This is a genomic window from Streptomyces sp. NPDC054866 (genome assembly GCF_053610745.1).
This window is the reverse complement of record NZ_JBSGZA010000006.1, coordinates 277,156-289,347: the sequence shown is the minus strand read 5'-3', so window position 1 is coordinate 289,347 and position 12,192 is coordinate 277,156. Positions and strand designations below refer to the sequence as shown.

Here is a 12,192-nt window from a genome sequence, read left to right as displayed (position 1 = left end):
GCCGAATCGCGCTCCGATCACCCCTCGGTAAGCTGACGGCATGACAGGACAGGTACGTACCGTCGACGGCCGCGTGGCCGGTCGGCGCGGTCAGGCGACGCGTCAGAAGCTGCTCGACTGCCTCAGCGAGATGCTCAGCTCCTCGCCCTACCGGGACGTCAAAGTCATCGACGTCGCCCGGAAGGCGGGGACTTCACCCGCGACCTTCTATCAGTACTTCCCCGACGTGGAGGGCGCCGTCCTCGAGATCGCCGAGCAAATGGCGGCCGAGGGCGCGGAGTTGACCCAGCTCCTCGACGGCCGCTCCTGGGTCGGCAAGGCGGGGTGGCAGACCGCACAGGAGCTGGTCGACGGCTTCCTCGACTTCTGGCGCAAGAACGACGCGATCCTCCGGGTCGTCGATCTGGGCGCCGCCGAGGGCGACAAACGCTTCTACAAGATCCGCATGAAGATCCTGAACTCGGTCAACAACTCCCTTACGGACACGGTCAAGGAGCTCCAGGCCAAGGGCAAGGTCGACAAGGACGTGAGCCCGGCCGCGATGGCGGGTTCCCTGGTGGCCATGCTCGCCGCGGTCGCCTCGCACCAGCGGGGCTTCCAGACCTGGGGCGTCAAGCAGGCCGAACTGAAGCCCAACCTCGCACTGTTGGTGCATCTGGGCGTAACAGGCAAGAAGCCGACGAAGTAGGGCATCCAGCACGTCTCTTCTGACGCTTTCTCAAGTCCTGTCACCTCAGCGGCGGATCGCGGTGTTCCCGTGATCCGCCGCTGAGTTCGCTTAGTTCGCTTCCCGGACGGCCGGCTCGCACCCTCCTAGCCAGCGCCCCCTAGTCCGTACGCCGCTCCAGACGGAACAGGCGGATCTCCCGATCCACGCGGGACTGGTACGTCGCGTACGGCGGCCAGAACTTCAGCACCGCCTCCCAGGCCGCCGCCCGCTCGTCGCCCGCCAACAGCCGTGCCCTGACCGGAATGTCCGCGCCCTGCCAGCTGACGTCGGCGTCCGGATGGGCGATGAGGTTGCCGGTCCACGCGGGATGCCCCGGACGGCCGAAGTTGGAGCCGATCAGGATCCAACTCCCCGAGTCCTCCGGCATACAGGCCAAGGGGGTACGCCGCGGAATCCCGCTCTTCGCGCCGCGCACCGTCAGGATCACCCCCGGCAGCATCTTCGCGCTGAGCAGCACCTTGCCGCGCGTGAGGCGGTGCACCGTGCGGTCCATGGCGGGGATGAAGTGCGGGGCGATCCTCGCGAAGGTCCGGGTGGACGACACCTTCTGCATCAGGCGCACACCGGGCGGCATCAGACGGCCGCCTTCGGCTGCGCTTCGGGCGACGGCGTCTCCGCGGGGGCGAACAGCTCGGCACGTTCCGCCGCACGTGCCCGCAGCCGGTGCACGGGCCCGAAGAGCAGTTCGTCGCTCGACGCCCGCTTGAAGTACAGATGCGCCTCGTGCTCCCACGTGAACCCGATGCCGCCGTGCAGCTGCACGGCCTCCGACGCGGCGGTCCGCAGTGCGTCCAGCGACTGCGCGAGCGCGAGGCCCCCCACCTGTTCGGTGTCCGCCCCGGCCGCCCAGGCCGCGTAGTACGCCGCCGACCGGGCGGCCTGCACCTGCACGTACACATCCGCGAGCCGGTGCTTGACCGCCTGGAAGGAGCCGATAGCCCGCCCGAACTGCTCGCGCTGCTTGACGTACTCGACGGTCCGCTCAAGGGCCCGGTCCGCGGCGCCCACGGCCTCCGCGGCGAGCACGGTCGCGGCGACGTCACCTACGGCGTCGAGCGCGCCCGGCACGTCGGCGTCGTCGGCGGAGCCGAGCAACTCGGCCTCCACGTCCCGCAGTTCGACGCGGGCCTGCGGCCGTGTCTCGTCGAGGGACGTCTGCCGGGTCCGTACGAGTCCCGCGGCTCCCTCGCGCACGAGATAGAGGAGCGTACGGGAACGGGCGAAGCCCCCCGTGTGCGCGGCCACGACGAGCAGCCCCGCGCTGTGCCCGTCGAGCACCTGCTCGGCCTGCCCGTAGAGCCGCCAGACCCCGCCGCGCTCACGGTCACCGCCGCCGCGGTCGCCGTCCGACAGCTTGGCCTGCACGCCGCCCGCGCGGCCGCCGCCCGACCAGTCGCCGAGGTTGTCGCCGACCAGGCCGAGCGCGGTGGCGAGCCCGGTGCCGGGCACGGCGAGCGCGGCGGTGAGTCCGCCCTCGACGATGCGGGGCAGGAGCTCCGACCGCTGCTCGTCGGTGCCCAGGCGCTGGAGGAGCGGGGCGACGAGCGAGGCGGTGGCGAAGAGGGGCGAGGGGGCGAGGGCGCGGCCGAGCTCCTCGCTGCTGAGGGCGAGCTCCGCCGAGCCGCACCCCACTCCCCCGTACGCCTCGGGGATGGCGATGCCAGGCAGGCCGAGCTGTTCGGCGAGGGCGGACCAGAGGGCGGCGTCGTATCCGGCGGGGGTGCGGACCGCGGTCTTCACCTCGTCCGGCCCGCAGCGTTTGGTGACGAGCTCACGAAGGGTGCGGCGGATTTCTTCCTGCTCCGCGGTGAAGGCGGCGTCCATCTGCGGGCTCCTCCCCCGGGTCGCGGCCGTGCGTCTCGGCGCCGTGCACGAGGGCGGCCAGACCCAGATCTGACGGGCCGTCATGCTAAGACGGCGCCCGCCAGATGCACAGGCCCGCGACGACACGTAACACCTCCCTGCGCCACCCGTACCTGATGTACCGTCAGATTCATGCCAACTCCCCTTCCTCCAAGCCCTTCCGCGGTGCCGGCCGGTACGGGTGCGGCGGCAAACCGCCCCCGCAAGGTGGCCGTCGTCGGCATATCCCTCTCCGACTGCGGCCGCGTCGACGAGGCCACCCCCTACGCCCTGCACGCCCAGGCCGCCCGCCGCGCACTGGCCGACTCCGGCCTCGGCCGCGAGGTCATCGACGGCGTCGCGTCCGCGGGCCTCGGCACGCTCGCCCCGGTCGAGGTCGCCGAGTACCTCGGCCTGAAGCCGCGCTGGGTCGACTCCACCTCCGTCGGCGGCTCCACCTGGGAGGTCATGGCGGGCCACGCGGCGGACGCGATCGCGTCGGGCCGGGCCAACGCCGTACTCCTTGTCTACGGCTCGACGGCGAGGGCGGACATCAAGGCGAGGCGGCGCACGTCGAACCTGTCGTTCGGCGCGCGAGGACCCCTCCAGTTCGAGGTCCCGTACGGCCACTCCCTGATCTCCAAGTACGCGATGGCGGCGCGCCGCCACATGCACGAGTACGGCACGACGCTCGAACAGCTCGCCTCCGTCGCGGTCCAGGCACGGGCGAACGCCGCGACGAACCCCGACGCGATGTACCGCGCCCCGATCACGGTCGACGAGGTCCTGGACGGCCCGATGATCGCGGACCCGTTCACCAAACTGCACTGCTGCATACGTTCCGACGGCGGATGCGCGGTACTCCTCGCGGCGGAGGAGTACGTGGCCGACTGCGCCTCCACCCCCGTCTGGGTGCTCGGCACGGGCGAGCACGTCTCGCACACGACGATGTCGGAGTGGGAGGACTTCACGGTCTCCCCGGCGGCGGTGAGCGGCCGCCTCGCCTTCGAACGGGCCGGGGTGCGCCCCGAGGACGTCGACGTGGCGGAGATCTACGACGCCTTCACCTACATGACCCTGGTGACGCTGGAGGACTTGGGGTTCTGCGCGAAGGGCGAGGGCGGCGCCTTCGTGGAGAAGGGCCGCCTGCTGCGGGACGGCGAGCTGCCGACGAACACGGACGGCGGGGGCCTTTCGGCCCAACACCCCGGAATGCGGGGCCTGTTCCTGCTGGTGGAGGCGGTGCGACAACTACGCGGCGAGGCGGGCGAGGGCCGCCAGGTGCGGAAGGCGGGGGGAGGACTCCCGGAGGTGGCGGTGGCGTCGGGGACGGGCGGGTGGTTCTGCTCGTCGGGGACGGTGGTGCTGGGGCGGGGGTGAGGTAGCCCGCCGGGGCCTCGTCGGGGACGGTGGTGCTGGCCCCGGCGGTGAGGAAGCCCGCCAGGGCCTCGCCGGGCACGGGGGTGCTGGGGCCGGCGGTGAGGAAGCCCGCCGGGGCCTCGTCGGGGACGGTGGTGCTGGGGCTGGGGTGAGGAAGACCGCCGGGGCCCCGTCGGGGACGGTGGCGCTGGGGCAGGGGTGAGGTAGCCCGCCGGGGCGGCGGCTCTCCGGGGTGCGCCGTGGCCCCTCGCGTAGATTCGCTGGATGGACGACACCGACACCAGGCCTGATGACACCGCCCACGGCCGCGCCCTCCTCCGCGCCCTCCGTGTCTGGGACACCGAACTGCCCCCGTTCGACCCGGCGACCGCCCCCGCCGACCCACTCCCCCTGTTCTGGCAGTGGTTCGTGGACGTGGCCGAGGCGGGCCAGGTGGAGCCGCACACGATGACCCTGGCCACGGCGGACGAGTCGGGCCGCCCCGACGTGCGGACGCTGATGCTGCACGACGTGGACGCGGCCGGCTGGCACTTCGGCTCGCACGCGGGGAGCGCGAAGGGCCGCCAGCTCGCGGCACGCCCCGATGCCGCGCTCGGGTTCTACTGGCCCGTGCAGGGCCGCCAGGTCCGGGTGCGGGGCCGGGTCACAACGGCGAGCGCCACCGAAAGCCGCGCCGATCTCGCCCGCCGTTCGCCCGGGGCACTGGCGTCGGCACTGGTCGGCAGGCAGAGCGAAGTGCTGCCTTCGTACGGGGATCTGGTGGCCGCCAGCCAGGCCGCCTGGGAGCACGCACAGGCGGAACCCGAGGCCCCGGCACCGAGCTGGACGCTGTACGTACTCGAACCGGCGGAGGTCGAGTTCTTCCAGGGGGACACGCAGCGCCGGCATGTGCGGCTGCGGTACCGGAGGGACGCGGACGGAAGCTGGGTCAAGGAGCTGCTGTGGCCGTGAAGGTCACCGCGTCACCGCGTGAAGCTGTACTGCGTGAAATCCCGCACCGGGCGGAACCCGAGCCGCTGATACAGCTCGTTGCTGGTCGGGTTGTCGACGTCAGTGAAGAGCAGCACCTCGTCCGCGCCCCCCGCCAGCGCGGCGCGGCTCACCGCGGTGGTGACCGCGCCCGCGTATCCCCGCCCGTGCAGGTGGGCCGGGGTGTAGACGGGGGCGATCCGGACCTGGCCCGCGACCTGGCGGGTGTTGCCCGCCATGGCGACAGGGGCGCCGTCCGGTGTCTCCCAGAGGGTGACGCCTCCGTAGGCGATACGGGCGTCGGCCCACTCGCCGGCGTCCATCGCGGCCTTCTCCCCGATGGCCTCGTGAAACTCCCCGTGCCAGCGCGCGAGCAACTCCCGGTCGGCACCGGTGGCGACGCGTGCGCCGCCTGCCGGTGAGGGCGAGGGCGGGGCGAGGGTGCCGAGGCGGTACAGCCGCTGTGGGTAGTGGACGACGGGGGTGGCGTTCGTCCGCCGCTGCCAGGCGGCCGAGAACGCGGCCGCGGTGGCGCTCTCGGCTCCGATCCCGGCAGGCGCAAGGCCCGCGTCGGCGAGCACTCCGGCGAGTTCGTCGGCTGCGGCGGCGTCGGCGAGCGGACTGAGGGCGGGGAAGTGCGGCGGGGTCCACAGGAAGGCACCGCTCACGGCGCCCTCACCATCGGCGCGGATTCCGAAGAGGGGGTCTTCCTTCCCGTACACATGGAGCCCGCGCGTACGCAGCATGTCGGTGACGCTGAGCAGCGCGGTGTGCAGGGCGGGCGCCGAGTGCAGGAAGGCCGCCGCGCGCGAGTGGAACTCGTCGAGGTCGGTGGTCAACTGCCAGGCAGCCGGGTGCGCGTTCGAAGAGGCCATGGACCATGATCCCCCGTGCCGCACGGCCGAAGGAAGCGAATTACGGCGCCCGAAGTGCGGCCGCCGACGCGTGACACACAGACGCACCCCGCACAGCTACACAGCGGCCCGGGGCTGGAACACCGGGATCACCGTCCCCTCACCCACGGCCCGGAACCCCACCCCCAGCGCCATCCCGATCCGCAGCTCACCATCCTCGCAGTCGACGATCTCCGTCATCATGCGCGGCCCTTCGGCGAGGTCGACGACCGCGGCGACGTACGGGACGCGGGTCCCGAACGGTGGCAGGTCGTTCCGGTGGACCACCGACCAGGTGTAGAGCGTGGCGCGACCGCTCGCCCGCTCCCAGGTGCCGTCCTCGCTCCAGCAGTACGGGCAGAACTCACGCGGGTAGTGGTGCGCCTTGCCGCACCCCCCACAGCGGCGGATCAGCAGGTGCCCCTCGGCCGCCGCGTCCCAGTAGGGGCGGGTGAAGGCGTCGGGCTCGGGGAGGTCGAAGCGCGGGGTCGCGGGGGAACTCGAAGTACTCATGCGGCGACTTCTCCCAGTCCGGTACGGATTTCTGACGGCACGTCAGTTCAGGTACGCCAGTTCAACGCATGCCCGACGCGTGCGCAAGAGGCGAGCGCAAGAGGCGTACACATGAGGGCGTACGTCGCGGGGGCCCGCCGACGTGGCACGAAACCCACGGACAGAGGGTGCGCCGCGCATACCCGTGATCAATTCGCAACCGGTTTGGGGCTTGACCGTCCCCCATCAAGTGACCACGTGATTACTCTCAGGTTCATGGCCGACACCACTCCCCCACAAACGCCACAGCAAGACCGCCCTGTGTACGTCGTCGGCGGCGGACCCGGCGGGCTCTCCGCCGCGGCCGCGCTGCGTGCCCGCGGCGTACGCGCGGTCGTGCTCGAGAAGTCCGACCGGGTCGGCGCCTCCTGGCGCACGCACTACGACCGCCTGCACCTGCACACGACGCGCCGCCTCTCCGCCCTGCCGGGGCTCGCGATACCGCGCTCCTTCGGGCGCTGGGTGTCACGTGACAACGTCCTCCGCTACCTGGAGAAGTACGCCGAGTTCCACCAGCTGGAGATCGTCACCGGCGTCGAGGTCTCCCGCCTGGAGCGGGCGGCCGACGGCACCGGCTGGCTCCTGCACGCCACCGGCGGACGGGAGTTGACCGGCAGCGCGGTGGTGATCGCCACCGGGTACAACCACACGCCCCACCTGCCGGACTGGCCCGGCCGCGACACGTACTCGGGCGAACTCGTGCACGCGAGCGCCTACCGCGACCCGCGCCCGTACGAGGGCAAGGACGTCCTGGTCGTGGGCGTCGGCAACACCGGCGCCGAGATCGCCGTCGACCTCGTCGCGGGCGGCGCGGCCCGCGTCCGCCTCGCGGTGCGCACCGCGCCGCACATCGTCCGCCGGTCCACGGCGGGCTGGCCGGCGCAGCGCACGGGCATCCTGTGCCGCAGGCTGCCCGTCTCGCTGGTGGACCGCCTCGCGGGCCCGATCGCGAAGGTGAGCGTCCCCGACCTGTCGGCGAAGGGACTACCGCGCCCCGACACCGGCCTGTACTCACGCGTGAAGGAAGGCGCGATCCCGGTCCAGGACGTGGGCCTGATCGACGCGGTGCGCAAGGGCAAGGTCGAACCGGTCGCCGCCGTCGACTCCTTCGAGGACGGCAAGGTCGTCCTGGCCGACGGCACCCGGATCGGCCCCGAGGCGGTCATCGCGGCCACGGGCTACCGCCGCGCCCTGGAACCGCTCCTCGGCGACCTCGGCGTACTCGACGAGAGGGGCACCCCGCTCGTCCGAGGCGCCCGCACCCCGAAGTCGGCCCCCGGCCTCTACTTCACCGGCTTCACGAACCCCATCAGCGGAATGCTCCGAGAAATGGCCCTGGACGCCGACAAAATCGCAAAGGCAATAACAAGAACCCTGACCACGCACCGCTGACGACCAACGCCCCGCAGGGGTCGCGCCCCAAAGGGGCGCGAGGAACGGCGCGGCCGGCCCCCACGCACGTGCAGGCGAGGTACAACCCTTCACAAATCCCCCAGCGGCCGATACTCCCCCCTCCCGGCACCCCCGCCCCCGGAGGGGGAATAGCCCCCCAGGGCACCTGGGTACTGCTAAAGGGCCGCCCCAACTATTCGCGCAGCACTGTTCCTGACACAGCGTCAGTTCAGTAATCTGACTATGCGTCAGTTGACTTCCTTTCCCACAGGAGCGGGCGGACCGATGCTTGGATCGACTTACGGCACCTTCACCACCGACCCCCGCCGCGCGCGTGTTGTGGCCTGCGGCGAAGCCCCGGCACCCGCCGTCCACGGACACGCCGCCACGGCGGACGACCTGGACGTCAGCGGACGCCCCCTGCACGCCGACGTACCGGACCTGGACCGGTTCTTCCGGCCCGAGTCCGTCGCCGTCATCGGCGCGTCGGACGCCGATGGACGGCCGAACACCGGCATCACGCGTCAGCTCATGGACTGGGCCGAGCGCGGCGGCGCCCGGCTGCATCCCGTGCACCCCACCCGTCAGTCCGTCTTCGGCACCCCCTGTTTCCCCTCCGTCGCCGACCTGCCGGAACAGGTCGATCTGGCCGTACTGCTCGTCAGTGACCCCCTTCCCGTGATCGAGGAACTCGCCGAGTCCAAGGTGAAGTTCGCCGTCGCCTTCGCCTCCGGATTCGCCGAGACCGGCGAGGAGGGCGCGGCGGCCCAGGCCCGCCTGGCCGCCGCCGTGGAGCGCTCGGGGCTGCGGCTGCTCGGGCCCAACACCAACCTCAACGCCTTCGAGAAGTTCCGCGACGACCTCGAAGGCCCCGCGATCGCCCTGATCACCCAGTCCGGCCACCAGGGGCGCCCCGTCTTCACGATGCAGGAGATCGGCGTACGCCTCTCGCACTGGGCGCCCACCGGCAACGAAGCCGACCTGGAGACCTCCGACTTCATCTCCTACTTCGCCGAACGCCCCGAGGTCGGAGCCATCGCCTGTTACGTCGAGGGCCTCAAGGACGGCCGCTCCTTCCTGCTCGCCGCCGACCGCGCCGCCCAGCGCGGCGTGCCCGTCGTCGCGGTCAAGGTCGGCCGCACCGAGACCGGCGCCCGCATGGCCGCCTCACACACCGGCAAGCTCACCGGCGCCGACACGGTCGTCGATGCGGCGATGCGGCAGTACGGCGTGATCCGCGTGGACGGGCTCGACGAACTCCAGGACACGTCAGCCCTGTTGGCGCGCGCGAGGCCTCCGCGGGCCGAGGGCGTCGTCGTGTATTCGATCTCGGGCGGCACGGGCGCGCACTTCTCGGACCTGGCGACCGAGGCGGGGCTGCGGCTTCCGGCGCTCTCGGACGCCAAGCAGACGGAGCTGCACCAGTGGATACCGGACTACCTGAACGTCGCCAACCCCGTCGACAACGGCGGGCACCCGGTCGGCGACTGGCGCGGCCGGAAGATCATCGACGCGATACTGGACGATCCGGAGGTGGGGGTGCTGATCTGCCCCATCACCGGCCCCTTCCCGCCGATGAGCGACAAGCTGGCGCAGGACCTGGTGGACGCGGCGGAGCAGACGGACAAGCTGGTGTGCGTGGTGTGGGGCTCGCCCGTCGGCACCGAGGAGGCCTACCGCACGACGCTGCTCGGTTCGTCCCGCGTCGCCACCTTCCGCACCTTCGCCAACTGCATCACGGCGGTGCGCGCCTATCTGGACCACCACCGCTTCACGACCCGCTACCGCTCCCCCTTCGATGAGGCCCCGCGCACGGCATCGCCGTCCTTCCGCAAGGCGCAGGCCCTGATGCGGTCCGGCCAGCAGCTGAGCGAGCACGCGGCGAAGCAGCTGCTGCGCGCGTACGGGATTCGCGTACCGCGCGAGCAGTTGGTGACCAGTGCGGCGGCGGCCGTGCGGGCGGCGGGGCTCGTCGGCTACCCGGTGGTGATGAAGGCGTCCGGGGCCCTGCTTGCCCACAAGAGCGAACTGGGCCTGGTGAAGGTCGGATTGACCTCGGCGAGCCAGGTCCGCGACGCCTATCGGGAGCTGACCGACATCGCCCGCTACGAAGGGATCGCGCTGGACGGCGTACTGGTCTGCCAGATGGTGGAGCGGGGCGTCGAGATGGTGGTGGGCGTGACGCAGGACGAGCTGTTCGGACCGACGGTGACTGTTGGCCTCGGCGGTGTCCTGGTGGAAGTCCTGCGGGACGTGGCCGTGCGGGTGCCGCCCTTCGGGGAGTCCCAGGCGTTGACGATGCTCTCCGAGCTGCGCGGAAGGCCGTTGCTTGACGGGGTCCGTGGGGCGCCCCCCGCCGACATCGATGCACTCGTCGAAGTCGTCCTGCGGGTACAGAGGATGGCGCTTGAGCTTGGCGATGAGCTGGCGGAGCTGGATATCAACCCTCTGATGGTGTTGCCGCGGGGGCAGGGGGCTGTCGCGCTGGACGCGCTTGCCGTCTGCCGGTGAGCCGGATTTCAGGACGCCGCTTCGCGGCGAGTCTTTCCCGCCCACCCACCCGATTACCCCGCAGCGAAATGGAGCCGATCCACCCATGACTACCTCCCCCGAACGTCCAGTTGATCCCCTCGACTCATTGGTACTCCACGCCACTGACAACGGCGTCTCGTGGATCACGCTCAATCGGCCCGAAGCCATGAACGCCGTCACCTGGGACCAGCGCGAACGCGTCATCTCACTGCTCGCCGACGCATCGTCCGACCCCGGCGTCCGCGCCGTCGTGATCACCGCCACCGGCAAGGGTTTCTGCGCGGGGGCCGATCTGCGCGGCGCGCCCAGCGCCGCGGAACGCGTGGCCGGTGACGTGGCCCGCACGATCAAGCTGGGCGCCCAGCGTCTCATCGCCGCCGTCCTGGACTGCGAGAAGCCGGTGATCGCCGCGGTGAACGGGACCGCGGCCGGGATCGGCGCGCATCTCGCGTTCGCCTGCGATCTCGTCATCTCCGCCGAACAGGCCAAGTTCATCGAGGTGTTCGTCCGCCGCGGCCTGGTGCCGGACGGTGGCGGAGCGTATCTCCTGCCACGCCTCATAGGCCCGCAGCGGGCCAAGGAGCTGATGTTCTTCGGGGACTCAGTGCCGGCCGCGGACGCCGAACGGCTCGGGCTCGTCAATCGCGTCGTACCCGCCGACGAACTGGAGAAGACGGCCCGTGCCTGGGCGGAACGCCTCGCGACAGGCCCGACCCGCGCCATCGCCATGACCAAGCAACTGGTCAACGCCTCCCTCGAATCGGACCGCACGACAGCCTTCGCGGCGGAGGCCGCGGCGCAGGAGATCAACATGACGACGAAGGACGCGAACGAGGGAGTCACCAGCTTCGTGGACCGACGCTCACCTTCTTACGAGGGCCGCTGAGGCTTCCTCCGGCCCACCGGAAGCCAAAGGCAGCCACCGGAAGCCAAAGACAGCCTCAGTCCTTCACCAGCTTCTCGATCTCGGGGGCGTCCGGGTCGCCGGACGTCACGAACAGCTCGGGGGCGTCCTCCGTACCGCCGATCGACCAGGCCTGCGAGCCCTGGCAACCGTCCAGCTCGATGTCGACCATGGGCCGGCCATCGGTTTCGTCGACGCCGATCGTCCAGGTGCCGGTCACTTCGCAGCCCGAGAGCCCCGTCTCGTCCAGGACGTCGTCGGGGGCGACGATGCCGGACTCGTCCTCCTCGTCGGCCGGAAGCTCCGCCAACTCGGCGCGCCCGTCCGCCGTCAGCTTCAGCACCGCCCTGTCGCCGCCTTCGTCCCGCCACACCCCGGCGAGCTGCTCATCGCTGAGCCGCGGCGGCTCGTACTCCTTGATGAGCCCCATGGCGGAGGCCACACCGGCCACCGCCACGAGCACCACGCACAGCCCTACCGATGCGAGCCCCGACCGGAACCAGATCCTGCGCAGCCGCACGGGCCCCTCACTCGCCCGCCTCTCCCAGTACGCGAGGGCCAGCGCGGGCAGCACTCCGCCGGCCGCCCCCCACAGCATCGGTTCGACGAACGGTCCGCCCAGAGCGGCGAAGAGGAGCCCCCACCCCGCACCCGGCAGCAGTTGGGCACCGAGCACCCAGGCCCATTCCGGGCCCCGTCCTGCCTTCCGTCGCGCCGCGCGCCCGATGAGCGTCGCCGGAACGACCTGCACGCACGCGTGCACCAGGCCGAGGACCGGAAGGAGCAGCGGCAGGAAGAGGATGACGCAGGCCAGGCCGATGGCGCCGCCCTCGGCTGCCCCGTAGCTGTCGTTGTCCAGGGAGAGCACGAAGGCGACCACTGCGGCCGCGGGCAGCTGAGCGGCGCACGCCGCGCTGGCCGCCGCCATTCCGCCGCCCCAGGGATCCCGCGCGCCGTCCCGTGTGTCCCCCCACTTCATGGGCTGAAGATACGCGGGC

General features: G+C 71.5%; 11 protein-coding genes. 6 read left to right on the top strand and 5 right to left on the bottom strand.

Annotated elements, in window-relative coordinates; all coding sequences use genetic code 11:
• The first annotated feature begins 40 nt into the window (after positions 1-40).
• Positions 41-688 carry a TetR family transcriptional regulator gene (locus ACWGI2_RS29465; RefSeq protein ID WP_135335578.1) on the top strand — a complete coding sequence of 216 codons (648 nt, stop codon included), beginning with the start codon at positions 41-43 and terminating at the stop codon, positions 686-688.
• Positions 689-827: 139 nt separating this feature from the next.
• Here the strand turns inward: ACWGI2_RS29465 and ACWGI2_RS29460 are convergent, their stop codons facing one another.
• Both ACWGI2_RS29460 and ACWGI2_RS29455 read right to left on the bottom strand, forming a co-directional pair.
• Positions 828-1,304 (bottom strand): nitroreductase family deazaflavin-dependent oxidoreductase, encoded by a 477-nt coding sequence (locus ACWGI2_RS29460; protein ID WP_453400592.1) that lies wholly within the window; start codon positions 1,302-1,304, stop codon positions 828-830.
• Positions 1,304-2,554 carry an acyl-CoA dehydrogenase family protein gene (locus tag ACWGI2_RS29455; RefSeq protein ID WP_453400593.1) on the bottom strand — a complete coding sequence of 417 codons (1,251 nt, stop codon included), beginning with the start codon at positions 2,552-2,554 and terminating at the stop codon, positions 1,304-1,306. Before ACWGI2_RS29455 ends, ACWGI2_RS29460 begins: the two co-directional genes overlap by 1 nt.
• A gap of 171 nt (positions 2,555-2,725) precedes the next feature.
• Here ACWGI2_RS29455 and ACWGI2_RS29450 point away from each other — a divergent pair, with 171 nt between their 5' ends.
• Both ACWGI2_RS29450 and ACWGI2_RS29445 read left to right on the top strand, forming a co-directional pair.
• Positions 2,726-3,952 (top strand): thiolase C-terminal domain-containing protein, encoded by a 1,227-nt coding sequence (locus ACWGI2_RS29450; RefSeq protein ID WP_453698573.1) that lies wholly within the window; start codon positions 2,726-2,728, stop codon positions 3,950-3,952.
• Positions 3,953-4,216: 264 nt separating this feature from the next.
• A complete protein-coding gene (locus ACWGI2_RS29445) occupies positions 4,217-4,903 on the top strand; it encodes a pyridoxine/pyridoxamine 5'-phosphate oxidase (protein ID WP_453698572.1) in 687 nt (228 codons plus the stop codon).
• An 11-nt stretch (positions 4,904-4,914) separates the two neighbouring features.
• Here ACWGI2_RS29445 and ACWGI2_RS29440 read toward each other — a convergent pair whose 3' ends face one another.
• A complete protein-coding gene (locus ACWGI2_RS29440) occupies positions 4,915-5,796 on the bottom strand; it encodes a GNAT family N-acetyltransferase (protein WP_453698570.1) in 882 nt (293 codons plus the stop codon).
• Between the two features lie 96 nt (positions 5,797-5,892).
• A complete protein-coding gene (locus tag ACWGI2_RS29435; protein ID WP_453698569.1) occupies positions 5,893-6,327 on the bottom strand; it encodes a Zn-ribbon domain-containing OB-fold protein in 435 nt (144 codons plus the stop codon).
• Positions 6,328-6,582: 255 nt separating this feature from the next.
• Here ACWGI2_RS29435 and ACWGI2_RS29430 point away from each other — a divergent pair, with 255 nt between their 5' ends.
• The 3 genes from ACWGI2_RS29430 (at position 6,583) to ACWGI2_RS29420 (ending at position 11,176) form a co-directional block, all read left to right on the top strand.
• Positions 6,583-7,758 carry a flavin-containing monooxygenase gene (locus ACWGI2_RS29430; protein WP_453698567.1) on the top strand — a complete coding sequence of 392 codons (1,176 nt, stop codon included), beginning with the start codon at positions 6,583-6,585 and terminating at the stop codon, positions 7,756-7,758.
• Between the two features lie 285 nt (positions 7,759-8,043).
• Positions 8,044-10,269: an acetate--CoA ligase family protein gene (locus ACWGI2_RS29425; RefSeq protein WP_453400599.1), complete on the top strand. Its 2,226-nt coding sequence runs from the start codon at positions 8,044-8,046 to the stop codon at positions 10,267-10,269.
• An 85-nt stretch (positions 10,270-10,354) separates the two neighbouring features.
• On the top strand, positions 10,355-11,176 hold the full coding sequence (locus tag ACWGI2_RS29420) for an enoyl-CoA hydratase/isomerase family protein (RefSeq protein ID WP_453698566.1): 822 nt from the start codon (positions 10,355-10,357) through the stop codon (positions 11,174-11,176).
• Between the two features lie 55 nt (positions 11,177-11,231).
• On the opposite strand, the gene ACWGI2_RS29415 is transcribed toward ACWGI2_RS29420, so the two are convergent.
• Positions 11,232-12,173 carry a hypothetical protein gene (locus tag ACWGI2_RS29415; RefSeq protein ID WP_453400601.1) on the bottom strand — a complete coding sequence of 314 codons (942 nt, stop codon included), beginning with the start codon at positions 12,171-12,173 and terminating at the stop codon, positions 11,232-11,234.
• Positions 12,174-12,192 lie beyond the last annotated feature (19 nt).